This window comes from Rhodoferax ferrireducens T118 (genome assembly GCF_000013605.1).
GTDB classification, from domain to species: domain Bacteria; phylum Pseudomonadota; class Gammaproteobacteria; order Burkholderiales; family Burkholderiaceae_C; genus Rhodoferax; species Rhodoferax ferrireducens.
The window spans coordinates 196,030-221,356 of record NC_007908.1; the positions used below are offsets into that span (position 1 = coordinate 196,030).

At 61.5% G+C, this 25,327-nt stretch carries 24 protein-coding genes, 1 tRNA gene and 1 pseudogene; 6 read left to right on the plus strand and 20 right to left on the minus strand.

Going from position 1 to position 25,327, the window contains the following annotated elements; genetic code table 11:
* Positions 1–79 precede the first annotated feature (79 nt).
* Positions 80–988 (plus strand): thioredoxin, encoded by a 909-nt coding sequence (trxA, locus tag RFER_RS01000; protein ID WP_041791193.1) that lies wholly within the window; start codon positions 80–82, stop codon positions 986–988.
* A gap of 28 nt (positions 989–1,016) precedes the next feature.
* Here trxA and RFER_RS01005 read toward each other — a convergent pair whose 3' ends face one another.
* From RFER_RS01005 to fba, 6 genes are all read right to left on the minus strand, one after another.
* Positions 1,017–2,450, minus strand: a complete 1,434-nt coding sequence (locus tag RFER_RS01005; RefSeq protein ID WP_011462530.1) for a LutB/LldF family L-lactate oxidation iron-sulfur protein — start codon at positions 2,448–2,450, stop codon at positions 1,017–1,019.
* Positions 2,447–3,121 (minus strand): LutC/YkgG family protein, encoded by a 675-nt coding sequence (locus RFER_RS01010; protein WP_011462531.1) that lies wholly within the window; start codon positions 3,119–3,121, stop codon positions 2,447–2,449. The genes RFER_RS01005 and RFER_RS01010 overlap by 4 nt, the downstream gene beginning before the upstream one ends.
* A complete protein-coding gene (locus RFER_RS01015; protein WP_011462532.1) occupies positions 3,118–3,921 on the minus strand; it encodes a (Fe-S)-binding protein in 804 nt (267 codons plus the stop codon). The genes RFER_RS01010 and RFER_RS01015 overlap by 4 nt, the downstream gene beginning before the upstream one ends.
* 150 nt (positions 3,922–4,071) lie before the next feature.
* Positions 4,072–4,845: a FadR/GntR family transcriptional regulator gene (locus RFER_RS01020; protein ID WP_011462533.1), complete on the minus strand. Its 774-nt coding sequence runs from the start codon at positions 4,843–4,845 to the stop codon at positions 4,072–4,074.
* Between the two features lie 52 nt (positions 4,846–4,897).
* Positions 4,898–5,815, minus strand: a complete 918-nt coding sequence (locus RFER_RS01025) for a phosphoribosylaminoimidazolesuccinocarboxamide synthase (RefSeq protein ID WP_011462534.1) — start codon at positions 5,813–5,815, stop codon at positions 4,898–4,900.
* Positions 5,816–6,070: 255 nt separating this feature from the next.
* Positions 6,071–7,135 carry a class II fructose-bisphosphate aldolase gene (fba, locus tag RFER_RS01030; protein WP_011462535.1) on the minus strand — a complete coding sequence of 355 codons (1,065 nt, stop codon included), beginning with the start codon at positions 7,133–7,135 and terminating at the stop codon, positions 6,071–6,073.
* A 159-nt stretch (positions 7,136–7,294) separates the two neighbouring features.
* Between fba and RFER_RS23820 the strand changes: the two genes are divergently transcribed.
* Positions 7,295–7,444 carry a hypothetical protein gene (locus RFER_RS23820; protein ID WP_166485622.1) on the plus strand — a complete coding sequence of 50 codons (150 nt, stop codon included), beginning with the start codon at positions 7,295–7,297 and terminating at the stop codon, positions 7,442–7,444.
* On the opposite strand, the gene pyk is transcribed toward RFER_RS23820, so the two are convergent.
* From pyk to RFER_RS01050, 4 genes are all read right to left on the minus strand, one after another.
* Positions 7,441–8,871, minus strand: coding sequence for a pyruvate kinase (pyk, locus tag RFER_RS01035; protein ID WP_011462536.1), 1,431 nt, complete (start codon positions 8,869–8,871; stop codon positions 7,441–7,443). The genes RFER_RS23820 and pyk overlap by 4 nt on opposite strands.
* A gap of 112 nt (positions 8,872–8,983) precedes the next feature.
* On the minus strand, positions 8,984–9,637 hold the full coding sequence (locus tag RFER_RS01040; RefSeq protein ID WP_011462537.1) for an OmpA family protein: 654 nt from the start codon (positions 9,635–9,637) through the stop codon (positions 8,984–8,986).
* A 240-nt stretch (positions 9,638–9,877) separates the two neighbouring features.
* The gene (locus RFER_RS01045) at positions 9,878–10,660 is read right to left on the minus strand and encodes a 16S rRNA (uracil(1498)-N(3))-methyltransferase (RefSeq protein ID WP_011462538.1); all 783 of its coding nucleotides are present in this window, start codon (positions 10,658–10,660) and stop codon (positions 9,878–9,880) included.
* Positions 10,661–10,795: 135 nt separating this feature from the next.
* Positions 10,796–11,338, minus strand: coding sequence for a c-type cytochrome (locus RFER_RS01050; RefSeq protein ID WP_011462539.1), 543 nt, complete (start codon positions 11,336–11,338; stop codon positions 10,796–10,798).
* Between the two features lie 91 nt (positions 11,339–11,429).
* On the opposite strand from RFER_RS01050, the gene RFER_RS01055 reads away from it, so the two are divergent.
* Positions 11,430–11,505: transfer RNA gene (locus RFER_RS01055), tRNA-Arg, on the plus strand.
* Between the two features lie 172 nt (positions 11,506–11,677).
* Here the strand turns inward: RFER_RS01055 and RFER_RS25050 are convergent.
* From RFER_RS25050 to RFER_RS01100, 10 genes and pseudogenes are all read right to left on the minus strand, one after another.
* Positions 11,678–11,804: pseudogene (locus tag RFER_RS25050) on the minus strand (IS30 family transposase); the annotation flags it as partial.
* Positions 11,805–11,935: 131 nt separating this feature from the next.
* Positions 11,936–12,649: an ABC transporter ATP-binding protein gene (locus tag RFER_RS01060; RefSeq protein ID WP_011462540.1), complete on the minus strand. Its 714-nt coding sequence runs from the start codon at positions 12,647–12,649 to the stop codon at positions 11,936–11,938.
* 1 nt (position 12,650) lies between these two features.
* Entirely contained in the window at positions 12,651–13,403 is a 753-nt protein-coding gene (locus tag RFER_RS01065; protein ID WP_041789986.1) for an ABC transporter ATP-binding protein, read from the minus strand.
* Entirely contained in the window at positions 13,390–14,403 is a 1,014-nt protein-coding gene (locus RFER_RS01070; RefSeq protein WP_011462542.1) for a branched-chain amino acid ABC transporter permease, read from the minus strand. Before RFER_RS01070 ends, RFER_RS01065 begins: the two co-directional genes overlap by 14 nt.
* A gap of 14 nt (positions 14,404–14,417) precedes the next feature.
* The gene (locus RFER_RS01075; RefSeq protein ID WP_011462543.1) at positions 14,418–15,299 is read right to left on the minus strand and encodes a branched-chain amino acid ABC transporter permease; all 882 of its coding nucleotides are present in this window, start codon (positions 15,297–15,299) and stop codon (positions 14,418–14,420) included.
* A 12-nt stretch (positions 15,300–15,311) separates the two neighbouring features.
* Positions 15,312–16,493, minus strand: coding sequence for an ABC transporter substrate-binding protein (locus tag RFER_RS01080; RefSeq protein WP_011462544.1), 1,182 nt, complete (start codon positions 16,491–16,493; stop codon positions 15,312–15,314).
* The gene (locus RFER_RS01085; RefSeq protein ID WP_011462545.1) at positions 16,490–17,305 is read right to left on the minus strand and encodes an alpha/beta fold hydrolase; all 816 of its coding nucleotides are present in this window, start codon (positions 17,303–17,305) and stop codon (positions 16,490–16,492) included. Before RFER_RS01085 ends, RFER_RS01080 begins: the two co-directional genes overlap by 4 nt.
* Positions 17,302–18,900, minus strand: a complete 1,599-nt coding sequence (locus RFER_RS01090) for a benzoate-CoA ligase family protein (RefSeq protein WP_011462546.1) — start codon at positions 18,898–18,900, stop codon at positions 17,302–17,304. The genes RFER_RS01085 and RFER_RS01090 overlap by 4 nt, the downstream gene beginning before the upstream one ends.
* A gap of 48 nt (positions 18,901–18,948) precedes the next feature.
* Positions 18,949–20,511: a 3,4-dehydroadipyl-CoA semialdehyde dehydrogenase gene (locus RFER_RS01095; RefSeq protein WP_011462547.1), complete on the minus strand. Its 1,563-nt coding sequence runs from the start codon at positions 20,509–20,511 to the stop codon at positions 18,949–18,951.
* Positions 20,512–20,516: 5 nt separating this feature from the next.
* Positions 20,517–20,981: a DUF4863 family protein gene (locus tag RFER_RS01100; RefSeq protein ID WP_011462548.1), complete on the minus strand. Its 465-nt coding sequence runs from the start codon at positions 20,979–20,981 to the stop codon at positions 20,517–20,519.
* A gap of 89 nt (positions 20,982–21,070) precedes the next feature.
* Between RFER_RS01100 and RFER_RS01105 the strand changes: the two genes are divergently transcribed.
* The 3 genes from RFER_RS01105 to boxB all read left to right on the plus strand — a co-directional run bounded on the left by RFER_RS01105 (position 21,071) and on the right by boxB (position 25,320).
* A complete protein-coding gene (locus RFER_RS01105; RefSeq protein WP_011462549.1) occupies positions 21,071–22,045 on the plus strand; it encodes a helix-turn-helix transcriptional regulator in 975 nt (324 codons plus the stop codon).
* Between the two features lie 116 nt (positions 22,046–22,161).
* Positions 22,162–23,820 carry a 2,3-epoxybenzoyl-CoA dihydrolase gene (gene boxC, locus RFER_RS01110; RefSeq protein WP_041789987.1) on the plus strand — a complete coding sequence of 553 codons (1,659 nt, stop codon included), beginning with the start codon at positions 22,162–22,164 and terminating at the stop codon, positions 23,818–23,820.
* A gap of 72 nt (positions 23,821–23,892) precedes the next feature.
* Positions 23,893–25,320, plus strand: a complete 1,428-nt coding sequence (boxB, locus tag RFER_RS01115) for a benzoyl-CoA 2,3-epoxidase subunit BoxB (protein WP_011462551.1) — start codon at positions 23,893–23,895, stop codon at positions 25,318–25,320.
* Positions 25,321–25,327: the final 7 nt, after the last annotated feature.

Genomic DNA, 25,327 nt, shown 5'->3' on the forward strand with positions numbered 1-25,327 from the left:
GCTACGCTTGGCCGGCTGCGGTCTGTCCCGCAAGTTGATTAAATTGAATTTTACTTACCCCCAACCCGAACTGCCCCCCATGATGAACGTAACGATTGCAAATTTTGACGCCGAGGTGGTTGCCGCCTCGATGACTGTTCCCGTGCTGGTCGACTTCTGGGCCCCTTGGTGTGGCCCGTGCAAAGTCATCGGCCCGCTGTTGGAAAAGCTGGAGACGGCGTACGCCGGGCGCTTCAAGCTGGTCAAGATCGACTCCGACCAGGAGCAGGAACTCAGCCAGGCCTTTGGCGTGCGCAGCATCCCCACCTGTGTGCTGATGTTCCAGGGTAAGCCGGTCGATGGCTTCATGGGCGCCCTGCCGGAGGGAGAAATCAAGGCGTTTCTGGACAAACACCTGCCCGCCGGTGAGGTGCTGGAAGCCGAGGTGACGGCCGAGACGGTGTCGGATGCACCCGATGAGAACGACCCGGACGCCATCCGCGAGGCGCTGCAGCAGGCTGTGCTGAAGAACCCGGACGACGAGGAGGCCCGCTTCAACTACGTCAAACGGCTGCTGCAAGAGGGGCGCACGGACGATGCCAAAGTCGCCTTCGCCCCGGTGATTGCCAAGACGGCCTTGGTGCGCCGCTTTGATTCGCTGCAGCGCTGGATGGATGCTATTGATTTTGTAGCTGATCGCGCAGATTTGACGGGGGCTATAAGTGGATTTGATGCAAAGATTGCGGCGAACAAGCGTGATTTCGATGCCCGCTTTGGCAAAGCCCAATCCTTGATCGCAGCGCAGGACTGGACCGACGCCATGGACGAACTGCTGGAAATTTTGATGCGCGACAAGAGCTGGGCCGACGACCTCGCGCGCAAGACCTATATCGCGATTCTGGACATCATTGAGCCGCCCAAGGTCAAGGTCGCCGACGGCCAGATTCCGCCGGTGGACCCGGTGGTGGCAAGCTACCGGCGCCGCCTGAGCAGCGTGGTGCTGAGCTGAATGGGCGACGGCGCTTGCATCAACACGCTCACGGTTTTCTGTCTTTCAACAGGTCCCGCAGGCGTTTCGGCGCCGGGATCAGTGGCGTGCGGCTGCGCGTCCAGGCGCCTTGTTCGGTCGGCGACAGGGCACGGCCCCGGCTCATGAACCACGATGCCAACTTGTACAGCCCCAGTCGGCTGTAAACCTGCGCCCAGACACTCCAGACGGCCGTGCCGGCAGTGGTGCGCGCGGCACCACTGCCGCGCAAGGTGGCCTCCATGCTGTCGGGCCGCGCCTGGGCCTCGTTGCGCAAGCGCACCAGAATGTCGGTGATCGGAATCTTGACCGGGCACACCTCGACGCAGGCACCACACAGGGTGGAGGCAAAAGCCAGCGGATAGGTGGCATCGAGCCCCAGCATGTGCGGCGAGATGATGGCGCCAATCGGGCCCGGGTAGGTGGTGCCATAGGCGTGGCCGCCAATGCGGGCATAGACCGGGCAGTGGTTCATGCAGGCGCCACAGCGAATGCATTTCAGGGTCTCGCGCAGTTCTTCATCGGCATAGGCCTGGGTGCGGCCGTTGTCGAGCAGGATCAGGTGCACTTCTTCGGGGCCATCCTTTTCACCCGGTTGGCGCGGGCCGCTGATCAGGTTGAAGTAAGTCGTGACCGCTTGCCCCGTGGCCGAGCGCGACAGCAGGCTGTAAAGCGGGGGCACGTGTTCGAGCTTTTCCACCACCTTCTCAATGCCGGTGATGGCAATGTGAACACGCGGCACGGTCGTGCACATGCGGCCATTGCCTTCGTTCTCGACCAGACACAAGGTGCCGGTCTCAGCGACGCAGAAGTTCACCCCCGAGAGCCCAATATCCGCGTCGGCAAACTTGTGCCGCAGCACTTTGCGCCCAATGCGAATTAAGGCATCTACATCTTCGGTGTAAGCCACGCCCGCAATCTCGTCGGCAAAAAGCTTGGCAATTTCCTGCTTGGTCTTGTGGATGGCCGGCATGATGATGTGCGACGGTGTTTCACCGGCGAGCTGCACGATGTATTCGCCCATGTCGGATTCGAATGCTTCAATGCCGGCCGCTTCCATGGCATGGTTGAAACCCACCTCTTCGCTCACCATCGATTTGCCCTTGATGATGCGTTTGGCCTTGACTCGCTGCGCAATGCCGAGCGCGATCGCATTGGCTTCGTCAGGGGTTTGTGCCCAATGCACCCGGACGCCGTTGGCGGTCAGCTTGGCCTCTAACTGTTCCAGCAGACGTGGCAGGTGGGCCAGGCTGTAGCGCCGGATCGCTGAGCCCAAATCACGCAAGCCCTGCAGTTCCTCCGGATCCGGAAACTGGGCGCGCCGTTTGGCCATCAAGAAATCCATGGCACCGCGGAAATTCTTGCGCTGGCCCGGATCGTTGAGAACGCCCCGGCTGCGCTCCTTGAAGTCTTCCATCGGGTGAATTTTGATGACCTGGCTCATGCCGCTGCTCCTTCTGCGTGGCGCAACAGCACCACCAGCTCCCGTGGACCATGTGCACCATAGGCCAGTGTTTGCTGAATGTCCGCCGTCTTGGACGGGCCGCAAATCAGCAGCGCGTTGGTCGGCAAGCCGTCTTTCCAGCCTTCTGTCGTGATCGCCGAATGAAAATCGGAATGAATGGTGGCCACATCCAGCAACACGAAGTGCACCGAGGGCACCAGGGACATCAAGCGCGGCTCCGAGGCGTTGGGCCAGAGAATCAGACTGCCAATTTCGGCAATGGCACTGCGGGCCAGCGTCAGCGAGGCATCAATGTCGTCGAACAAGACATCGCGCCAGGAGTCGATGGCATCGGCATAAGGCAGGAGTTTCAGATGCTCGGGCTGACGGGCTTGCAGCGCCGCACCATGCGCTGTGCCGGTGCCGATCAGCAAGTTGCGCAGACCCTTGCTTGCTGCGATGCGCAGCAGCGCCTCAATCCAGTCCGTGGCACTGACGTCATGCACTTCAGTCTTCACGGCCTGCAGTGCGGCGCGCAGACGGGTGACGCGCTGATCTGTATCTTCGTTGCGGCGGTGCGCATCAAACCAGGTCTTGACGTCGGGCAGCGGCAGCGTTTCTGCAATCGAGGTGGCGCGCAGGCGGGCGAGGATGCTGTCGCGAGCGCTCATGATGCGGCCTGTGTCGTGCGCCGCCACAAGAAGCTGGCCAGGTGTTCACCCGGCAAGGTGGGGTTTGTACGCCCGGCCACTTCATCCTGTTTGGCAGCCCGTCCGGTGATGTTGAGCAGGCAGCCGCAGTCGGCACTAACCACGCGCTCGGCCCCGGTGTCTTTGATGGCGGCTACTTTATCGGTCGCAATCGCCTCCGAGATGTCGGGGTAGCGCATGGCAAACGTGCCGCCAAAGCCGCAGCATTCTTCAATCCGCGCCTGCTCGACCACATTCACGTGCGCCAGGCTATCGAGCAGTGCCGCGCTGGTTTCATGCGAGCCCATTTCGCGCCGCGCATGGCAGGAGGTATGCAGCGCCACGGTGCAGGGTGTGCCCAGATCCGGCTGGCTGAAATTGACCACGTGCACCAAAAATTCACTCAGCTCATAAACACGCTCGGACAGATCCACCGCCTTGGCATGCAACACCGGATCGTTGGCAAACAAATGCGGATAGTGTTTGCGGATCATGCCGCCGCATGACCCGGATGGAATCACCACCGGCCAGGGCTCCACGAACAGATTCAACTGCTGCAAGGCAACCGCGCGCGCCTCGTCTGGAAAGCCGCTGCTGTGCGCCGGTTGGCCGCAGCAGGTTTGCTGCTCCAGGTAATGCACCTTGATGCCTTCGCGTTCCAGCAGTCGCACCGTGTCAAGACCCGCTTCGGGCGTGAACTGATCGATCAGGCAGGTGGCAAAAAGATAGACGTCGCGCGGCTTGGGCGGGTACTGGCGCGGGAATTGGGTAGTTGGCTCCATGCTGGCTCTTTTCTCGATAGTTCTTATTGATTGGTAAATTGGTAATACCAATAAATTGGACTGTAAAAAAACAAATGAACCCGAACAATAGGGGTTTACCCTGGTTGGTGATGGACCCTCCTTCCCGAGCCCCGTTGCCTGGCGGCGAGGTCAGACGCTGACGGGTGCCAAGGTTCCCAGACGTCTCATGGCGCTGAGGCGGCGCTCCTCTTGCCGGGCGCTGTCTTCCATGCTCTGGCGTACAAATTCGATGTGGCTGCGAGCGGCGCGGGCCGCTGCCTCGGGCCGGTGTTCGCGAACAGCTTGCCAGATCGCGCGGTGCTGCGACTGCAACTGTTCCCAGCGCTGAGGCTGCGCATGCAGATGCGCCAGGCTGCCGGAAATGTGACCATGGATCACCCGCATCAGACTGGCGCTCAGGTGCCCGATCAACACGTTATGGGCCGCCTCCGCGATCACTTGATGAAAGAGGACATCCTGATCAATACAGGCCTGCAGATCGTTGCTGGCAAAGGTGGTCTCCAGCGCTGCATAGACGGCGTCCAGGCGCTGGATGTCGACATCCAGCGCGCGCTCGGCGGCCAGGCAGGCGGCCTGGCTTTCCAGCATTTGGCGAAATTCGAGCAAGTCCTGGTGCAACAAGGGGTGGCCGTTGAGCATGTCCTGCCAGGGGTCAACAAAGTGCGCCTCCAGCCGGTCGGTGACATGGGTGCCGCTGCCGTGATGCGTGCTGAGCAAACCTTTGGCGACCAGCTTCTGGATGGCCTCGCGCAGCGAGGGGCGCGACACACCCAGCTCAACGGCGAGATCGCGCTCTGAGGGCAACAGATCGCCAGGTTTGAGCGAACCTTCCAGAATTCTTTTTTCAAGCTCGCCAGCGACGGTGTCGGCGAGGCGGGTGATGGCAGGGCGGCGTGCAGGCATGGCGTTTTAAATTGGTAAGACCAATTGAATGATAGCGCCACGGCCCCTACTGTCAACCGATCAGCCGCGTCAGCGCTTCCTGGTATTTGGCGGCGGTCTTGGCAATCACCTCGTCGGGCACGCGTGGCGCGGGCGGGGTTTTGTTCCAGGGCTTGCCATTGACCTGCACCTGCTCCAGCCAGTCACGCACAAATTGCTTGTCAAAACTGGGCGGGTTGATGCCTTCCTGGTAGCTCTCGGCGGGCCAGAAGCGCGATGAATCGGGCGTCAGCACCTCGTCCATCAGCGTCAGCGTACCGTCGGCGTCCAGTCCAAACTCGAACTTGGTGTCGGCAATGATGATGCCCTTGGCGCGTGCAATTTCCGACGCCGCCTTGTAGATGGCAATGCTGATGTCGCGAATGCGGGTGGCCAGGTCCAGGCCGATCATCTCGACCGTTTGCTCAAACGTGATGTTCTCGTCATGGTCGCCCGCCGCAGCCTTGGCCGCCGGGGTGTAGATCGGCTCGGGCAGCTTGGAGGCGTTCTGCAGTCCGGCTGGCAGTTTGACGCCGCACACGGCCCCGTTGTGCTGGTATTCCTTCCAGCCGCTGCCGGCCAGATAACCGCGTACCACGGCTTCCACCGGCAAGGGCTTCAGGCGCTTGACCAGCATCGAGCGGCCCGTCACCTGCGGCACTTCGGCGGCGGTGACCACGCTTTCGGGCGCGTCACCGGTGAGATGAATCGGGCACAGGTTCAGGCCTTTGGGACCGAGCTTGTCAAACCAGAACAGCGCCATCTGTGTCAGAAGCGCGCCTTTGCCCGGAATCGGCTCACCCATGATCACGTCAAAGGCGCTCAGGCGGTCAGAGGCCACCATCAGGATGCGATCAATGCCGACGGCGTAGTTATCGCGCACCTTGCCACGCGCCAGCAGCGGCAAAGAGGTGAGCATGGAAGTGTGCAGGGCGGGTTGTGAAGTGTTCATGGAGATGGGTGCCAGTCAAGAAAAAACCAGAAAGCGGTTGGTGTCCCGGACAGATTGGGTTGTGCGAGGTGTCACCGCATGAATTTTAAGCCCGCGCCTGCGCTGAAAAATGCATCAAATTCAATAGCTGACTAAGCTTATGCAACGGGGGCTGAAAGCAAATAGGGCACATCAGCAAGACGCCGCAGGGCGGCAGGCCCATGCAAGAAGCCACCCGCAGGTGGCTTCTTGAACGCTACCAAGACCCGCTAAAGATCACTTCACCACTTGCGCCAGCTCACCACGCGCATATTGCCCCGCCACCACGCTCAATGAGTGGCTCTTGATTTTTGAACCTTGACCTTCACAGCCAAACTCCAGGTAGCGCTGCTTGCACAGGGCCTTGGCGGCTTCACGGGCGGGCTTGAGCCAGTCGCGGGCATCGAATTTTTCGGGGTTTTCAAACATGTATTTGCGCACGGCACCGGTCATGGCCAGGCGAATGTCGGTGTCGATGTTGATCTTGCGCACGCCAAACTTGATCGCTTTCTGGATTTCTTCGACCGGCACACCGTAGGTTTCGCGCATCTTGCCGCCAAACTGGTTGATGATGGCCAGCGACTCCTGCGGCACGCTGCTGGAGCCATGCATCACCAAATGGGTGTTGGGAATACGCTTGTTGATGGCCATGACGCGGTCAATCGCCAAAATATCGCCGGTGGGCTTGCGGGTGAATTTGTAGGCGCCGTGGCTGGTGCCAATGGCAATGGCCAGCGCGTCAAGCTGGGTCCGCTTGACAAAATCTGCCGCTTGCTCGGGGTCGGTCAGCATCTGCTCACGCGTCATGGTGGCCTCGGTGCCGTGGCCGTCTTCCTTGTCACCTTTCATGGTTTCCAGCGAGCCCAGGCAGCCCAGCTCACCCTCCACCGTCACGCCCACGGCGTGCGCCATGGCGACCACTTTGCGCGTCACCTCGACGTTGTAGTCGTAACTGGCAATGGTCTTGCCGTCGCTCATCAGGGAGCCGTCCATCATGACCGAGCTAAAGCCCAGGTTGATGGCGCCCTGGCACACGTCGGGGCTCTGGCCGTGGTCCTGGTGCATGACCAGCGGGATGTGCGGATAGGCTTCGATGGCGGCCAGAATCAGATGTTTGATGAAGGGCTCACCGGCGTATTTTCGCGCGCCAGCGCTGGCTTGCAGAATGACCGGTGCGCCGACCTCATCGGCGGCCGACATGACGGCCTGCACCTGCTCCAGGTTGTTGACGTTGAAAGCCGGGATGCCGTAACCATTCAGGGCGGCATGGTCGAGCAGTTCGCGCATTGAAACAAGTGCCATGATGGTGTCCTTGGTAAGTTGGTAACTGGTTGGTAACTGGCCTGAATTTTAACGGAGCGGCGCGGTTGCGCGCTGCACTTTGACGCCGGCGCCCGACTTTAAGCGTGACTTGATGTTTCACCATCACCGTCCACGTCTTGTCACAACACGATGCCCGCCGTGAAACCCGCAGTCACCCGGTTCGCGAACCTGCTGCTTTTGTTGCCATGGCCCGGCGTGGTGCAGGTGCCAGGCGGCCCCATGGCCAAAGCGCCCGTCAAGACGCCCGCGGCTTATGCGGTCTGTGGCTTGGACGGCGAAGGCCGCTAGCGAACCCGGCAAATTTTCAGCATATTGGTGCCGCCGGGCGAGCCCATGGGCTCACCACAGGTGATGGCATAAATGTCGCCTGCCTGCACAATGCCTCGGGTTTTCAGATAGTTCTCCGCCTCGTTCAGCGCCGTGTCCCGGTCGGCACTGGTATCAATGAACAAGGGGCGCACATTGCGGTACAGCGTCATCTTGCGCTGCGTCGCCACTTTGGACGTGAGCGCGTAAATCGGCACCTGAATCAGGTGGCGGCTCATCCACAGCGCGGTGGAGCCGCTGTCGGTCATGGCCACAATCGCCTTGGCGCCGAGGTGATGCGCTGTGAACAAGGCGCCCATGGCAATTGACTGGTCAATGCGTTTGAAGGTCTTGCCCGTGAAGTCAGCTTCGAGTTTGAAATCTTCACCGCCCTCGGCCGCATGGCAAATCTTGGCCATCTCAACGACCGTCTCCAACGGGTATTTTCCCGCCGCCGTCTCGGCTGACAGCATGACAGCGTCGGTGCCGTCCAGCACCGCGTTGGCCACGTCGCTCACTTCGGCGCGGGTCGGTACCGGGTTGTTGATCATCGACTCCATCATCTGGGTGGCGGTAATCACCACCTTGTCGTGCTCGCGGGCCAGCTTGATCATGCGTTTTTGCAGCGCCGGCACCACCGCATTGCCAACCTCGACGGCCAGGTCGCCGCGCGCCACCATGATGCCGTCGCTGGCGAGCAATATTTCTTCAAGTTTGGGGATCGCCTCCGCACGCTCGATCTTGGCAATCAGGCCGGGCCGGTGGCCGTTTTCGGCTGCCACGTTGCACAACTGACGCGCCATCTCCATGTCGGTTGCGTTTTTGGGAAAGCTGACGGCCACATAGTCAGCGTGAAAGCTCATCGCCGTGCGGATGTCGTCCATGTCCTTGGCGGTGAGCGCGGGTGCGCTCAGGCCGCCACCTTGCTTGTTGATGCCCTTGTTGTTGCTCAACTCGCCACCCAGTTTGACGGTGGTGTGAATCGCCGCGCCCTGGACTGCATCGACCGTGATAACGATCAGGCCATCGTTGAGCAGCAGCACATCGCCCGCCTTGACCTCGTTCGGCAATGCCTTGTAGTCCAGCCCGACGGCGTCAATATCGCCGAGTTCGGTGCGCGCAGCGTCAAGCACGAACTTTTGCCCCGGCTCCAGCAACACCTTGCCGTCGGCAAACTTGCCAACCCGGATTTTGGGCCCCTGCAAGTCAGCCATGATGGCGATCTCGCGTCCGGCGCGCTTGGCCGCTTCACGCACCAGCCTTGCCCGGTCAATATGGTCTTGCGCCGTGCCGTGGCTGAAGTTCAGGCGCACCACGTTGACGCCGGAACGAATCATCTGCTCCAGCAACGCGGGGTCGCTCGAGGCGGGGCCGAGAGTGGCGACAATTTTGGTGGCGCGACGGGGCATGAAGCAGTCTCCTTGTAATCAAGTTTCCATTTTCACACGGAAACAGTTACATGCCAGCAACAGCCTGTACCCTGCTTTTGCGGCCTCCAAGCGTGCCGCAGAGAAGAAAGAACTACCGGGCGACCGAACGCTCGGCCAGGAATATCTCGATGCGGCGGTTCTGGGCGCGGCCTCGTTCCGTGTTGTTATCTGCAATGGGCTCGTGTGAGCCGCGGCCATTGATCTGGATGCGCCGCCCATCCACGCCGCGGGCAACCAGGTAGTCGCGCGCACTGGCGGCACGGTTGACCGACAGCGGGTCGTTGATGCTGTCCGAACCGGTGCTGTCGGTGTGACCGATGATGCGGATTTCGGTGTTGGGCTGGCTGCTCAAGCCTTGCGCAAACTGGTCCAGGATCGGCCGCATGTTGGGCTTGATGTCGAAGCGGTTGATGTCGAACGAAATGTCACTCGGAATATTGAGCTTGAGCTGGTTGTCAGCCGTCTGCATGACATCTACCCCGGTGCCTGCCGTGGCGCGTTCCATATCTGCCTTCTTCTTGGCCATCTGCGTCGACCAGATATAGCCGCCCAGTGCGCCGACGCCGGCACCGATCACGGTCGCCTCGCGGCTGTCGCCAATGGCGGCGCCTGCCAGGGCGCCCACACCGGCGCCGATGGCTGAACTGCGCTGGGTCTCGGTCATGTTGGCGCAACCGCTGACCAGCAGGGCAACAGCGCTCACGCCAAAAACTAAGGTGCGTGTCTTGGATGCGATGGTTTTCATATGGCGTCCTGGGAAGTTGTTCTGCCTTTTCTTATAACACCCGTATCTCAGCATTCTTTGAGAAACCGCATGTCCGACAAGGAAAATGGGTGGGCTCTTATCTGGGCGCAGGCCATACACCGTCGATTCGCCCGGCGTCGCCCATCATCGCTGGCGGTTTGATCTTGAACAGCGGGTACGACGGGGGACCCGTTTTAAGCCTGTGCGGGCATTTTGCCGGCCAGCCGCGAACTGTGTCGGTTACAGCAGCAAGGCGGCCAACGCGGCCAAGGCTGCCGTTTCGGCGCGCAGCACGCGTGCACCCAGTGTCACCGGCGCAAAGCCACAGGCCAGCGCGATATCTTCCTCGGCCGGGCTCAAACCGCCTTCAGGGCCGGACAAAAAGGTGATGGCTTCGGTATGGGCGCCGGCACTGGCAGGATCGGCGAAGGCCTTCACGGCGGCACGAACACTTTGCGCGCCCGGGCGCAACGACAACAACAAGCGCTGATCGCTTGCCTGCGCTGGTTGCGCCTTGATCCAAGCTGCCAAGGTCATGACTGCATGAATCACCGGCACCCGGTTGCCACCGCACTGCTCACAAGCGGCCACCGCCACACTTTGCCAGTGCGCTTGCTTTTTTCCGGCTCGCTCCGGGTTGAGCCGCAGCACGCTGCGCTCGGTCATCAGGGGCTGAATACTGGCCACGCCCAGTTCGGTGGCTTTTTCGACCAGCCAGTCCATGCGCTCGTTGGCCGGCATGCCCACGGCCAGATGCACCCGATGCGCTGCTTCGCGCTCTACCGCGTGATAGGCGCCGACCTTCACCTGCACATCGCTGCGGCCCATGCGCGTGACGCTGGCCTCAAACTCGCCGCCCTGGGTGTGCTCCGAGTCGCGTTCGTCCCAGCCGGGGCCGCCATTGAACAGCGTGATGCTGTCGCCTGGCTGCAGGCGCAGTACTTGTACGTGACGGGCAGCGCTGGCTGGCAGGTCAAGCAAGTCACCGCAGCGCAGCGAGGTTGGGCAGTAAAAACGGGGCATAGGGAATTTGAAAATAACTATATTGTGCTACTAAATAAGTAGCTATATATCTATATTACACGGGGGCTAGAGGCCAAAATACTATAAAAAAATGCCGACTGATAGTCGGCATCGTGGGTGTCGCGCGGACGGGTCTTACTTGGCGGCTGACGCCGCCTCAGCCGGGGCGGCAGCCGCTTGCGGCTCCGCGAACTTGCCGCCGGCGGCGTTCACCATATAAACCACGGCGCGACCGACTTCCAGGTCCTGAAATTCACCGCCGCCCTGGGCAACCATGGCATTTTTACCCTTGAGTGCCGAGTTCAGCAGTGCGTCATAGCCGGTCTGAATGCGCGGCGCCCAGGCCGCTGCATCGCCAAATTTGGGGGCACCGACGAGGCCAGCGGTGTGACAGGCCGTGCACTGGGCTTTAAACACCTCTTCACCGGTGCGCAGCGGCCGGTTGGCGTCACGAATTTCGATGCGGCCAATTTTCTGGATCCGTGCGGCCACCGCTTGTTCCGAGTTGGCTTCGGTGGCGGCGGGTTTGTTGCCCATGGTCACGTAGTAAACCAAACCAATGATGGCGAAGATCGGAACCACAAACGAGAAAGTGACGGCAAGCAGCATTTGCTTGGGGTTTTTAATGGGGCCGCTATGCGCCTCATCGTGAACAGTAGCGGGGCTGTTGTCGGTCATGGTGTCCTCTGGAAATCGGGGGGCTTGAAAAGCAGGTCGCGATTATAGCGGCCGCCCCCTCTGAAAGCACCTACAATGCACGCTCCAGCAAGCGGCTGTAGCTCAGTGGATAGAGTATTGGCCTCCGAAGCCAAGGGTCGTGGGTTCGATCCCCGCCAGCCGCACCAGCACCAGCTTTCCCAGCGATTGAGTGCTCACATCAAGAGACCGATATGGCCTGAGCCATGACTCAAACGCAGCAAACGCGTGAGTCTGGATTGATAGTCGGTTGACTTGATCTCGTTTTCTGTGGCCAACCCATGGCCCATTCATCGTCCATCGCTGATTCGAGGCGGGTTGTCTCTGCGCCCATGAAGGACTTCGACCAAACAACTGAGCTATCTGTTCGAGAGATTCGCCTTTCTTCCATCGTTTCCACATTAAAGCCTTCTGGCTTTGTGCAATAGATCCGTGGTTTTTGCTTCATTTGCAGCACTCCTTCTGCTTACGCAGTGTTCAGTGTGTTGCATCGACCGATTGAATCCAAGGTTAAGAGCTGTCATTCCCGGTCCAGTCCTTGACAAACGAAGCAGTTCGGATGTGGAGGAGGGGTGGCCTTCAGACGCCCAGGTAGGTCGACAGTGCCGGGTCGTTGGCCACATCCTCCGCCGTGCCTTGCAGCAGCACCTGCCCTTTTTGCAGCACCAGGGCCTGGTCGGCATGCGCCAGCACGCGGCGGTAGTCGCGGTCCACGATCAGCGTGGCGATGCCGCTCTTGCGAATTTCGCCAATCACGCGCCAGATGTCGGCCACGATCAGCGGTGCCAGGCCTTCGGTGGCCTCGTCCAGCACGATCAGCTCGGGGTGTGTCATCAGCGCCCGGCCAATCGACAGCATCTGTTGCTCGCCGCCGGAGAGCTGCGCGCCCAGATTCGTCAGCCGCTCCTTCAAGCGCGGAAAGGTGGCCATGACACGCTCGAACGACCAGTCGTTGCGGCCATCGACACCCCGGCGCGCCGCCATTACCAGATTCTCGCGCACTGTCAGGTTGGGGAACACGCCGCGCCCTTCGGGCACATAAGCCACACCCAGACGTGCGACTTTGTGCGGCTTGAAGCGCGAGGCATCCTTGCCAAACAGCGTGATGTGGCCGTCGCGCTGCGCCACATGGCCCAGCAGCGTGCGGATCAGCGTGCTCTTGCCCATGCCATTGCGCCCGAGCAGGCCCACGGTCTGGCCACGGGCAATCTGCAACTGGGCGCCGTGCAGCACATGGCTGGAGCCATACCAGGCGTGGATGCCACGGGCATCGACGATCAAGTCACGGTTCACTTCAATGTTCTCCCAGATAGGCAATGCGCACTTCGGGGCTGTTGCGCACGAAGTCGGGCGAGCCGCAGGCGATCACGGTGCCGTTGACCATCACCGTGATGCAGTCGGCGATGCGGAACACCGCGTCCATGTCGTGCTCCACCAGCAGGATGGCATGGCTGGCTTTCAGCTCGGCCAGCAGCGTCAGCATGCGCTCGGTCTCCTCGGCACCCATGCCGGCCAGCGGTTCGTCGAGCAGCAGCACCTGCGGTTTCGTCGCCAGGCACATGGCAATCTCCAGTTGGCGTTTCTGACCGTGCGACAGCAGCCCGGCCTGGCGGTCCAGCAAGTCGTCCAGCCCGGCGCGCGTGGCCGCTGCGCGGGCACTGTCCATGCTGGCACTGCAGCGCTGGGCATCGCTCCACCAGGCCCAGGGCTTTTGCACATTGGCCTGGGCCGCCAGGCGGCAGTTCTCCAGCACCGTGAAGCTGGGGTAAATGGTGTTGCGCTGGTAGCTGCGCCCCAGGCCCGCGCGGGCGCGCCGGGGTTGCGACCAGGTGGTCACGTCCTGGCCCAGCAGCTCGACTTTTCCGCTGGATGGCTGAATTTCACCGGACAGGATGTTGATCAGCGTGGACTTGCCCGCACCGTTGGTGCCGATCACGGCGTGCACGGTGCCGCGTTGCAGCGCCAGCGACACTTTGTTCAAGGCCAGCAAGCCACCCCAGCGGCGCGTGATCTCGTGGCCGCGCAACAGCATGTCAGACGGACTCATGGGACACTTCCACAACCGAATCATCACGCACCCTGCCCGAGCGGCCACGCAGGCGTGTGATCACTTGCTCGGGCACACCCACCAGCCCGCGCGGCAGCAGCGCCACGCAGGCGATGATGGACAGGCCCAGACCCAGATGCCAGTGCTTGGCAAACTCGCCAAAAATCGCCTCTGACTTGAAGAACTCCTGCAACAGCGCAAAGGCAAAGGCACCGATCAGCGCGCCACGCAAATGCCCCAGGCCGCCCAGGATGATCATGATCAGCACCTCGCCGGATAAATGCCAGCTGATCAGCTCGGGGTTGACAAAGCCATCCTTCACTGCAAACAAGAAACCCGCCAGCCCGGCCATGCCGCCCGAAATCACAAAGGCCGCGAGTTTGTACGGGTAGGTCGAAAAACCGGTGGCGCGCATGCGCTGCTCGTTGACGCGAATACCGGCCAGCGCGCGGCCAAAGCGCGAGCGCAGCAGCAGGGTCAGAAAGCCGAACACGGCGGTCAGACAGGCCAGCGTAAAGCCATAGAACGCCATCGGCTTGTCCAGGTCCAGCAGTGTGCCCAGCACCACCGGCTTGGCCATCAGGTAGATGCCGTCGGTCCCGCCGCCCAGCGGCGTGTCGTGCACCACGTAATAGGCCATCTGCGCAAAGGCCAGTGTGACCATGATGAAGTACACACCCTTGGTGCGCAGCGACAGCGCGCCGACCAGCAGCGCATACAAGGCCGCCGCCAGCACACAAGCAGGCAACAGCCACAGCAGTGACGGCGCGCCGTCCTGCGGTGTCAGCAGCACGGTGGCATAGGCACCAATGCCAAAGAAGGCCGCCTGGCCAAAACACACCAAGCCGGTGCTGCCCACCAGCAGTTCCAGGCTGAGTGCAAAGATGGCAAACACCATGATCTTGGTGACCAGGTCCACACCGTACTGGCCCGCCATCAGGGGCCACAACGCCAGCAGCACAAACGCGGCCGCGACGAAGAAAAATTTGGAGGACTTCATGGGGCTCACAGGGTTCAACCGGCCTTGAACAGACCGTCGGGCTTGACCAGCAGGATCAGCGCCATCAGCACGTAGACCAGCACGCCGGAGGCTTGGGGTAGCAGCACTTTGCCAAAGGTGTCCACCACGCCGATCAACAACGCCGCCAGGAGCGCGCCACGAATCGAGCCGATGCCGCCAATCACTACCACCACAAAGCAGATAATCAGCACCGTGTTGCCCATGCCCGGATACACCGATGACACGGGCGCGGCGATCATGCCGGCAAAGACGGCAATGGCCACGCCGGCGGCAAAGACCACGCGGTAGAGGAACTTGATGTCGATGCCCAGCGACTGCACCATCTCACGGTTCGCGCTACCGGCGCGGATCATCATGCCCAGCCGGGTGCGGGTGAACACAAAATACATGGCCAGCGCCAGCACCAGGCACACGCCGGAAATAAAGAGCCGGTAAACCGGGTAGGTCATTAGCTCGCCCAGGGGCAGCGTGCCGGCCAGAAAGTCGGGTGCCTGCACGCCGTGCACGTCGTCACCCACCAGCAGGCTGCGCAACTCCTCAAACACCAGAATCAGGCCGTAGGTCATCAGCACCTGCTGCAGGTGGTCGCGCTCGTACAGAAAGCTGAAGAACGCCCACTCCAGCACATAGCCCAGCAGCACCGCCAGCACCAGGCCAACGGCCAGCGTGGCAAAAAAGCCGCCGCTAAAGGTGCCGCCCACAATCGGAGCCAGCGCATAGGCCATGTAGGCCCCAATCATGTAGAAGCTGCCATGCGCCAGGTTGATGACACCCATGATGCCGAAGATCAGCGTCAGGCCGGATGCCACCAGGAACAGCAGCAGCCCATACTGCAGCGCGTTCAGGCACTGGATCAGGAAGGTGGTCAGGTCCATGAGCCGCTTGACTTACAGGCGGCAACCGCGGCCGGGGTCGGCCAGCGCCTTGCTGGCGATGCTTGCCAGCTTGTTTTCCTTGCCGCCGACCTGGCGCAGGTAGATGTCCTGCACCGGGTTGTGTGACCTGGACAGGGTGAAGGGGCCACGTGGGCTGTCGATCTTGGCTTTTTCGATCGCGGTAGTGAACTCGGCTTTTTTGCCGATGTCTCCCTTCACGGCGGCCAGGCCAACCGCCAGCATTTGCGCTGCGTCATACCCTTGCACGGCATACACGTCAGGTTGCAGTTTGTAGGCCTTGGCGTAGGACAGGCGGAAGGCGTTGTCGCGCGGCGTGTTCAGGCTGTCGGCGTAGTGCAGCGTGGTCAGCAGGTCGGCCGCATCGGCACCCTGGGCATCGAGCGTGCCATCGGTCAGGAAGCCCGCACCGTACAGTGGAATGGTCTTCTTCAGGCCGGCTGCGGCGTAGTCCTTGACAAACTTGACCGCGCCACCACCGGCGAAGAAGGTGTAGACGGCATCGGGCTTGGCGGCTGCTATCTCGGTCAGCAGCGCCTGGAACTCGACGTTGGGAAAGGGCAGGTTCAGCTCCTTGACGACCTTGCCGCCACCTTTCTCGAAGGACTCCTTGAAGCCACGGATCGACTCATCGCCGGCTGCGTACTTCCAGGTGATGGTCACGACCTTCTTGTGTCCTTTCTTGGCCACCACTTCACCCATGGCATAGCCGGGTTGCCAGTTCGAGAACGAGCTGCGAAAGATATTGCTGGCGCACATCGGGCCGGTCACCGCGTCCGCTCCGGCGTTGGGCACGATCAGCACGGTGCCGGTATCTTTCGCCACCTTGGCCATGGCCATGGCAACACCGGAATGCACCGAGCCAATCAGCACGTCCACGTTGTCGCGCTTGATGAGCTTGTTCACGTTGTCGGTGGCCTTGGACGGATCGGACTCGTCGTCCACCTTGACAAACTCGATCTCGCGCCCGCCGAGTTTCCCGCCTTGCTCGGCGATGTGCAGGCGAAAGCCGTTTTCGATGGCATTGCCGAGTGCGGCGTAAGTGCCGGTGTAGGGCAGCATCAGCCCAACTTTAAGCTTGGGCAGACCCTGGGCCAGGGTCGGGAGGGCGCTCAAGGCGGACAGGGCCAGCGTGGCAACAGCACGGCTGATCAGGGTTTTGTGGGATGAGCTCATGGTTTGTCTCCTGTTTGTTGTGTGATGAAAGCGCTGGCAGCAGCGATCAGGCGCTCGGCCTGATCGCGATGCGGGGAATGGCCACAGTCGCTCAATTCAAGCAACTCGGTCTGCGGCACCCGTCGGGCGATGCCATGAATCTGTTCCAGCGTGCCGTATTCGTCGTCCATGCCTTGTGCCGCCAGCAGTGGGCAGCGGATGGCTTCGATCTCGGCTTCGATGGACCATTCACGGAACGGCGGGTGCAGCCAGATGTTGTTCCAGCCCCAAAAGGCGGAATCGGGGTCGTCGTGGTACTTGGCCAGGCGTTGGCGCAGATCGGTTTCCAGGTAGGCCGTGCGTGCCGCCGCGATGCTGGTCAGCGACAGCTCTTCAACCAGAATGTGCGGTGCGACCACAATAGCCCCGGCAATCGCCTGCGCAAATTGGGCTGCATACAAGAGTGCAATCGAGGCGCCGTCGCTGTGACCCAACAGCCAGGGCGCTTGCGCCACCGGGTCGATGCCCACCGCGTGCAGGAAAGCTGGCAGCACAACATGCGCCTGCTGGTGCATGAAGTCCAGGCCCCAGGCCTCCTGTGCCGCGCGCGGCGTGGAGCGGCCATAGCCGGGGCGCGAGTACACCAGGCCACGGCAGAGCGCCGCATCACAAAGGCGCTGCGGAAAGTCCTTCCACATCGCCAGCGAGCCCAGTCCCTCGTGCAGAAACACGATCAGTGGTGCGGTGGTGCGCTCGGGGGCAATCCATCGGTGCTCAATGCACACCGTGCGCCCGGCCCAATCGACTTCGACGAAAGCAAAGGCTTCGCTCATGCGGCGTGGGCTTCCAGTTCACGCAGCTTGAAGCGCTGGATCTTGCCGGTGGCGGTTTTCGGCAGGTCGTCCACAAAGGCGATCTGGCGCGGGTATTTGTAGGGAGCCAGCTTGTCCTTGACAAAAGCCTGCAGCTCGGCCTCGGTGGCCTGCGCCCCGGCCTTGAGCACCACAAAGGCCTTGGTCTTGGTCAGACCCTGGGCATCGGGCACACCGATGACGGCGGCTTCCAGCACGGACGGATGCTGCACCAGTGTGGCCTCGACCTCAAACGGCGACACATAGATACCGCTGACCTTGAGCATGTCGTCGCTGCGGCCGCCATAGGTGTAGCTGCCATCGCTGTTGCGAACGTATTTGTCGCCGCTCTTGGTCCAGCCGCCCTGAAAGGTTTCGCGGGTCTTGGCGCGGTTGCCCCAGTACATCATGGCCGCCGAAGGGCCGTGGATGTAGAGGTCACCGGGCTCGCCGTCGGGCACGGCCGCGCCATCCTCACCACGCAGTTCAATGTCGTAGCCGGGCACCGGCCAACCGGTGGTGCCGTAACGCACCCTCTGTGGGGTGTTGGACAGGAAGATGTGCAGCATCTCGGTGGAGCCGATGCCATCGACGATGTCCACGCCAAAGTGGCGTTTGAAGCGCTCACCCAGCTCGGCTGGCAGGGCCTCTCCGGCGGACGACACCAGCGCCAAGGCCACGTCGCTGCGTGCGGGAAGATTCGGTGAGGCCAACATGCCGGCAAAGCCGGTGGGGGCGCCGTAGAACACGGTAGGTTTCACGCCACCCACTTGCCCCAGCCAGCGTTTGAAGGTGGCATCGGGCGTGGCGCGCTCGGCCATCAAAATCGTGGTGGCACCTACACTCATCGGGAAGCTCAGCGCATTGCCCAGGCCGTAGGCAAAAAACAGTTTGGCGGCTGAAAAACAGGTGTCGCGTTCGGTCAGGGACAGTACCGCTTTGCCGTAGAGCTCGGCCGTCCAGTAGGGGTTGCCGTGGGAATGCACCGCGCCTTTGGGGCGACCGGTGGAGCCGGACGAATAGAGCCAGAAGCCGGGGTCGTCGGGGCTGGTGGCGGCGGGCTTGAGCAGCGGCGATTGAGCCTGCACAAAGGTCTCGTACTCTACTTCAGCCGGATGCAAGGGAGCGACCGGGCGTGACACGATGACCTTGCCCACTTCGTGATCCGACTTGGTCATGGCGGCCGTCAAGGCGGGCAACAACGCACCCGACACCAGCACCGCCTGCGCGCGGGAATGCTCCAGCATGTAGGCGTAGTCATCGGCGGTCAGCAGCGTGTTCACAGCTACCGGCACGATACCGGCGTACATGGCACCGAGAAAACTCACCGGCCAATCATTGCAGTCGTGCATCAAGAGCAGCACACGTTCCTCGCGCTTGATGCCCAGTGAGCGCAGACCCGCCGCCACCCGGCGTACCCGTTCGTTCAACTGGCCATAGCTGAGTGCGCCCTGGTCGTCGATGAACGCGACTTTGCTGGCACGTTGGCTGTTGCAGCTCAGCAAGTGCTGGGCAAAGTTGAAGCTATCCCCAGGTGGCGTAACCGCTGGCATGTCTGTTGTGGTGCTTGCATTCATGGTGTGTCTCTCTCGTTATTTGCAGGAATCAGCTCGGGGTTCTCAGGTTCATGCGGCTTGTGGCGGTTGCAGTGTGGCCAGTACCGCTGTACTGGCCTGCACCGCGCTGCGTCGGTGGTAAAAGCCCAGCGCACGCAGACCACCCAGTTCTTCACCACCACCGGCCCGGCCCGGCCCGCCGTGCAGCGACTGCGGCATCACGTTGCCGTGGCCGGTGTGCAGTTGGCCCACATCGGGCGAGATCACATGCACACGGCCATGGCTGTCGGCCAGCTCCAGTGCGGTCGCCCCCAGGCTGGCGGAGTCACTGCCATAAAGGGAGGCCACCAGCGAGCCCTGACCGCGGCGTACCAAACTCAAGGCGTGGGTCGTGTCTCGGTAAGGCAGCAGGGTGGCGACGGGGCCAAAGACCTCGGTGTCATGCACGCGATCCGCGCCATCGACATCAGACACGCCCAGCAAGGCGGGGCCAACACAGCAGGCCATCGCCGGGTCGGCATCGACCAAGGCGTGGGTGGCACCGTCGTGCAGCATCTCAGCTTGTTGCTTCAGGTAGTCCAGGCCCTGGCGCACACTGGTCAATTGCGCGCGGTTCACCAACGCACCCATGCGTACCGCTTCATTGCGCGGATTGCCAACCGTGGTCTTGGCCAGCCGGGCGGCAATCGCTTGCGCCGCTGCGTCGTAGCTGGCCTCAGGCACAAAGATGCGGCGAATCGCCGTGCATTTTTGCCCCGACTTGACCGTCATCTCGCGCACCACTTCTTTCACCAGCAGGTCAAAGGCTTCGCTGCCGGGGGCGGCATCGGGCAAGAGCAACGCCGAGTTGACGCTGTCGGCCTCGATGTTGACGCGCACAAAACGCTGCGCCACGGCTGGGTGGGAGCGGATCACCGCTGCGGTTTCCGCCGAGCCGGTGAAGGACACCACGTCAAAGGCTTGCAGTGCATCCATCAAGCCTGCCGAGCCGCCGCAAATCACCGACAGCGCGCCACTCGGGAGAATGCCGGCATCCACCACGTCCTTGACCATGCGCTGGGTCAGCCAGGCGGTAGCAGTGGCCGGTTTGACAATCACCGGCACGCCCGACAGCAAGGCCGGTGCCGCTTTTTCCCACAGGCCCCAGGCCGGGAAGTTGAAGGCATTGATGAACAGTGCCACACCGCGCGTGGGCACCAGCACATGTTGTGACTGGAACAGCGGGTCTTTGCCCAAGCGGGTCGCTTCGCTGTCCAGCAGGTGGTGGCGTTCACCCAGGGTTTCACCCAGCTTGGCGTAGGTGCCCAGCGTGAAGATGGCGCCGTCGATGTCCACGGCAGAGTCGTTCTTGACCGTGCCGCTGTTGGCGGTGGCGATCTCGTAATAGGCATCCCGGTTGGCCTGCAACACCTTGACGGCGGCCGCCAGCATGGCGGCGCGCTCACGGTAGTTCAGTGCGCGCAGTGCCGCGCCACCTTGCTCGCGGGCGAAGGCAAAGCCTGCGGCCAGGTCCAGGCCGGTGGCATCCACGCGCACCAGTTCCGTGCCCAGCACAGGGTCCAGCAAAGGGGTGCCAGCAGCACTGCCGGTTTGCCATTGGCCAGCGAAAAAATTGGGAATCAGTTCAGTCATCTTGATCAGCGTGTGAAGGTGATGCTGCCTTCTGGCAGCAGGTAAAGGACCAGGGCGCGACCCCCGGTGACGGTTGGCCGGTGCGAACTGCCCGGTGGGCAAACCAGCCAACCGGCGGGGCGACCATCAAACTGGGCGCCCGCGTCCAGCGGCATGATCAGGTCGATCTCGCCATTCGGGTGGGTGTGGTGCGGCCCGGCGATGTCTTGCATGTCCACCACATCGACCGAGAAGCCATGCAGGTCCGGCGCGGGTTTGAAAATGCGGCCGTAGCGGATGCCGCCGCCTTCGCGGTCGCACAGCCAACCTTCTGAAACACCGGCTTGACAGCTTTGTTTCAGGTGTTCAAAGGTGGGGGTTTCAACGCCGTGCTTGGCATTCAGCCAGGCATCCAGGCTGGCATCAAGGGGACGACCGGCCAGTTGGGCGCTAAGTTCCGCGATCTGTTCACGGAATTGGGTAGATGGCATGAGGCAGACTCCGTTGTTACTATTTTGCTTGCGCAATTCAGCTCAATGAATTATTGTGCAGGTACGAACCATAAGACTCCCCTAACATCATGTCAAGCACTATATTGCATACATCCGGGTTTACACCTAGCATCTCCTCAGCGGATCAAGACAGTTCCCCGACATTTGTCAACCCCGCAGAAGGGGGGGGGGATGGTGAAAAAAACCCTTTTCTGGCCGCATTGGGCGAGAGAGTGCGGGCTTTGCGCGCACGTCGTGGCATGACGCGCAAAGCCCTGGCTATGGTGGCTGACGTGTCCGAGCGGCATCTGGCCAATCTTGAATACGGTGTGGGCAATGCCTCAATCCTGGTGCTGTTGCAGGTGGCGGGGGCCTTGCAGTGCTCTCTGGGGGAGTTGATTGGTGATGTGACCACCTCGTCACCCGAGTGGTTGATGATCCGCGAATTGCTGGAACAACGCGACGATGCCACCTTGCAACGCGTGCGCATTGCCATTGGTGAAATGCTGGGCACTGGTGGTGGCAATGCGGGCTTGAGCCCACGTATTGCGTTGATTGGCTTGCGCGGTGCCGGTAAGTCCACACTGGGGCAGATGCTGGCCGACGACCTGGGTTTTCCCTTTGTGGAGCTGAGTCGCGAGATCGAAAAGTTCGCCGGTTGCAGCGTGTCCGAAATCCAGGCGCTCTACGGGGTTAGTGCCTACCGGCGCTATGAGCGGCGCGCGCTGGAAGAGGCCATTCAGATCTACCCCGAGGCGGTGATCGCCACGCCGGGCGGCCTGGTGTCGGATGCCGCCACCTTCAATGAGCTGCTGGCGCATTGCACCACCGTGTGGCTGCAAGCCGACCCCGAAGACCACATGAAACGTGTCACGGCCCAGGGCGACCTGCGCCCCATGGCGGCCAGCAAGGAGGCCATGGAAGACCTCAAGGGCATCCTGCATGGCCGCGCCCCCTTCTATTCCAAGGCGCAATTCAAGCTCGATACCAGCGCCCAGCCGCTGGGCCCCACTTTTAATGCTTTACGCGACATGGTGCGCAAGGTTCTGCAACTTCCGGCCTGAATTTTTTCCAAAAAGATGCACAAAAGTGCTTTACTTCGATCACGTACATGCACTATGATGCGTGCACTGATGTCGATAAATGCATTTTTATGCTTCTAACCCGAGGAGAACAGAACGTGAGCACCCCCAGCCGTGTCGAATACCAAATCACCCCGTCCCAGTACAAACACTGGAAACTGGAGTTCAATGGCCCAGTGGCCACATTAAAAGCCGACTTTGACGAAAACGCCGGCCTGCGCCCCGGCTACAAACTCAAGCTCAACAGCTACGACCTGGGCGTGGACATTGAACTCAACGATGCCATCAGCCGCATCCGCTTTGAACACCCTGAAGTGCGCACCGTGGTGGTCACCTCGGCCCGCGACCGGGTGTTTTGCTCCGGTGCCAATATCTTCATGCTCGGCGTCAGCAGCCACGCCTGGAAGGTGAATTTCTGCAAATTCACCAACGAGACCCGCAACGGGCTGGAAGACTCTTCGGCCCACAGCGGCCTGAAGTTTCTTGCTGCCGTCAATGGTGCCTGTGCCGGAGGTGGCTACGAGCTGGCCCTGGCCTGCGACGAAATCATTTTGGTGGACGACCGCTCCAGCGCGGTGAGCCTGCCTGAGGTGCCTCTGCTGGGCGTGTTGCCCGGCACTGGTGGCCTGACCCGCATCACCGACAAACGCCATGTGCGCCATGACCTGGCTGACCTGTTCTGCACCAGCGCCGAAGGTGTGCGCGGCGACAAGGCCGTGGCCTGGCGTCTGGTGGATGCGGTGGCCAAACCCGCCGTGTTTGCCCAGAAAGTGCAAGAACGCGCCCTGGCACTGGCCGCCCAGAGCGACCGCCCGGCGGATGCCAAGGGCGTGGCCCTGACGCCGTTAGAGCGCAGCATCGAGGCCGATGCGCTGCGTTACACACATGTCACCGTCGAGATTGACCGTGCCAAGCGCACCGCCACCTTCACCGTCAAGGCACCGACTGGCGTGCAGCCAAGCGACATCGCCGGCATCGAAGCCGCTGGTGCCGCCTGGTACCCGCTGGCCATGGCGCGTGAGCTGGAAGACGCCATCCTGAATATGCGCACCAACGAAACCGAAATCGGCACCTGGCTGATCAAGACCGAAGGTGAAGCGAAAGCCGTGCTGGCAATGGATGCTACCTTGCTGGCGCACAAAAACCACTGGCTGGTGCGCGAAACCCTTGGCCTGCTGCGCCGCACCTTCAGTCGCCTGGACGTGTCCTCGCGCAGCCTGTTTGCGCTGATTGAAGCGGGCTCCTGCTTTGCCGGTACCCTGCTGGAGCTGGCCTTGGCCTGTGACCGCAGCTACCAGTTGGTGTTGCCCAATGACGAAGCCAGCACACCGCGCATCACGGTGACCGAGACCAACTTTGGCTTGTACCCCATGGCCACGACCCAGAGCCGCCTGGGCCGCCGTTTCTACGACGAGCAGTCCGCGCTGGACTCGGTACGCGCCAGGATCGGTGAAGCGCTGGATGCCGATGCCGCCTTCGCACTCGGTTTGGTGACCTCCAACCCCGACGACATCGACTGGGCCGACGAGGTGCGCATTGCCATTGAAGAGCGCGTGTCCATGTCGCCTGATTCGCTGACCGGCCTGGAAGCCAACCTGCGTTTCAACGGCCAGGAGAACATGAGCACCCGCATTTTTGGCCGCCTGACCGCCTGGCAGAACTGGATCTTCCAGCGCCCCAACGCCGTGGGAGAAAAAGGTGCGCTCAAGGTTTATGGCAAGGGTGACAAGGCGGCTTTTGACTGGAATCGGGTCTGATTCCCATCTAGCCCACGTATTCATTGTGCAAACAGCTATTATTTTTGTAGCATACATTCACTGGAGATCAGCATGAGTTCAATCACCTACAGCGACAAGATTCCCAACAACGTCAACCTGAGCGAAGACCGCACCCTGCAGCGCGCGCTGGAACAGTGGCAGCCCAACTACCTGAAATGGTGGGGTGACATGGGTCCCGATGATTCGCAGAATTTTGACGTCTACCTGCGCACTGCCGTCAGCGTCGATCCGCAGGGCTGGGCGCAGTTCGGCCATGTGAAGATGCCCGACTACCGCTGGGGCATCTTCCTGAACCCGGCCGAGAAGGACCGCAAGATCCACTTCGGTGACCACAAGGGTGAAGACGCCTGGCAAGACGTGCCGGGCGAGTACCGCGCCAACCTGCGCCGCATCATCGTCACGCAGGGCGACACCGAGCCCGCGTCCGTGGAGCAGCAACGCCACCTCGGCCTGACCGCGCCCAGCCAGTACGACCTGCGCAACCTGTTCCAGGTCAACGTGGAAGAAGGGCGCCACCTGTGGGCCATGGTCTACCTGCTGCACAAGTACTTCGGCCGCGATGGCCGTGAAGAAGGCGAAGCCCTGCTGGCGCGCCGCAGCGGCCAGGAGAACAACCCGCGCATTCTGCAGGCCTTCAACGAAGAAACGCCGGATTGGCTGAGCTTTTTCATGTTCACCTACTTCACCGACCGCGACGGCAAGTTCCAGCTCTGCGCCCTGGCTGAAAGCAGTTTTGATCCGCTGGCCCGCACCACCAAGTTCATGCTCACGGAAGAAGCTCACCACATGTTTGTGGGCGAAAGCGGCATCTCACGCATCATCCAGCGCACCTGCCAGGCCATGAACGAGATGAAGACCGACGACGTGAGCAAGCTGCGCGCCGCCGGTGTCATTGACCTGCCGACCATCCAGCGTTACCTGAACTTCCACTTCAGCGTCACCATCGACCTGTTTGGTGCCGACGAATCGAGCAACGCTGCCACCTTCTACAACACCGGCCTCAAGGGCCGCTTTGAAGAAGGCAAGCGCATGGATGACCACCAGCTCAAAGGCGGCACCTACAAGGTACTCAATGTGCAAGGCGGCCAGCTGGTCGAGAAGGAAGTGCCAATGCTCAACGCGCTCAATGAAGTGCTGCGCGACGACTACATCAAGGACTCCATCGGTGGGGTTGAGCGCTGGAACAAAGTCATTGAAAAGTCCGGCATTCCGTTCAAGCTGAAAGTGCCGCACAAGGCTTTCCACCGCAACATCGGCGCGCTGGCGCAAGTCAAGGTATCGCCAGAAGGCCGCGTGCTGAGCGATGCCGAGTGGAAAGCCAATGTGGACAACTGGCTGCCCAGTGAAACTGACCGCGCTTTTGTCGGCAGCCTGATGGGCCGTGTGGTGGAAGCCGGCAAGTTTGCCAACTGGATCGCGCCGCCGATGCTGGGCATCAACCGTCAGTCAGCGGACTTCGAGTACGTGCGCTTCAACTGACCCCGGA

Excerpts from the sequence above, each read along its gene's own strand:
- RFER_RS01010 (WP_011462531.1), bottom strand. The coding sequence starts at position 3,121 with ATGAGCGCTCGCGACAGCATCCTCGCCCGCCTGCGCGCCACCTCGATT.
- RFER_RS01025 (WP_011462534.1), bottom strand. The coding sequence starts at position 5,815 with ATGAACACTTCACAACCCGCCCTGCACACTTCCATGCTCACCTCTTTG.
- RFER_RS01090 (WP_011462546.1), bottom strand. The coding sequence starts at position 18,900 with ATGAATGCAAGCACCACAACAGACATGCCAGCGGTTACGCCACCTGGG.
- fba (WP_011462535.1), bottom strand. The coding sequence starts at position 7,135 with ATGGCACTTGTTTCAATGCGCGAACTGCTCGACCATGCCGCCCTGAAT.
- RFER_RS01015 (WP_011462532.1), bottom strand. The coding sequence starts at position 3,921 with ATGGAGCCAACTACCCAATTCCCGCGCCAGTACCCGCCCAAGCCGCGC.
- RFER_RS01065 (WP_041789986.1), bottom strand. The coding sequence starts at position 13,403 with ATGAGTCCGTCTGACATGCTGTTGCGCGGCCACGAGATCACGCGCCGC.
- trxA (WP_041791193.1), top strand. The coding sequence starts at position 80 with ATGATGAACGTAACGATTGCAAATTTTGACGCCGAGGTGGTTGCCGCC.
- RFER_RS01070 (WP_011462542.1), bottom strand. The coding sequence starts at position 14,403 with ATGAAGTCCTCCAAATTTTTCTTCGTCGCGGCCGCGTTTGTGCTGCTG.
- RFER_RS01045 (WP_011462538.1), bottom strand. The coding sequence starts at position 10,660 with ATGCCCCGTTTTTACTGCCCAACCTCGCTGCGCTGCGGTGACTTGCTT.
- pyk (WP_011462536.1), bottom strand. The coding sequence starts at position 8,871 with ATGCCCCGTCGCGCCACCAAAATTGTCGCCACTCTCGGCCCCGCCTCG.
- RFER_RS01075 (WP_011462543.1), bottom strand. The coding sequence starts at position 15,299 with ATGGACCTGACCACCTTCCTGATCCAGTGCCTGAACGCGCTGCAGTAT.
- boxB (WP_011462551.1), top strand. The coding sequence starts at position 23,893 with ATGAGTTCAATCACCTACAGCGACAAGATTCCCAACAACGTCAACCTG.
- RFER_RS01040 (WP_011462537.1), bottom strand. The coding sequence starts at position 9,637 with ATGAAAACCATCGCATCCAAGACACGCACCTTAGTTTTTGGCGTGAGC.
- RFER_RS01020 (WP_011462533.1), bottom strand. The coding sequence starts at position 4,845 with ATGCCTGCACGCCGCCCTGCCATCACCCGCCTCGCCGACACCGTCGCT.
- RFER_RS01095 (WP_011462547.1), bottom strand. The coding sequence starts at position 20,511 with ATGACTGAACTGATTCCCAATTTTTTCGCTGGCCAATGGCAAACCGGC.
- RFER_RS01100 (WP_011462548.1), bottom strand. The coding sequence starts at position 20,981 with ATGCCATCTACCCAATTCCGTGAACAGATCGCGGAACTTAGCGCCCAA.
- RFER_RS01050 (WP_011462539.1), bottom strand. The coding sequence starts at position 11,338 with ATGACCGACAACAGCCCCGCTACTGTTCACGATGAGGCGCATAGCGGC.
- RFER_RS01085 (WP_011462545.1), bottom strand. The coding sequence starts at position 17,305 with ATGAGCGAAGCCTTTGCTTTCGTCGAAGTCGATTGGGCCGGGCGCACG.
- RFER_RS01105 (WP_011462549.1), top strand. The coding sequence starts at position 21,071 with ATGTCAAGCACTATATTGCATACATCCGGGTTTACACCTAGCATCTCC.
- RFER_RS01005 (WP_011462530.1), bottom strand. The coding sequence starts at position 2,450 with ATGAGCCAGGTCATCAAAATTCACCCGATGGAAGACTTCAAGGAGCGC.
- RFER_RS01080 (WP_011462544.1), bottom strand. The coding sequence starts at position 16,493 with ATGAGCTCATCCCACAAAACCCTGATCAGCCGTGCTGTTGCCACGCTG.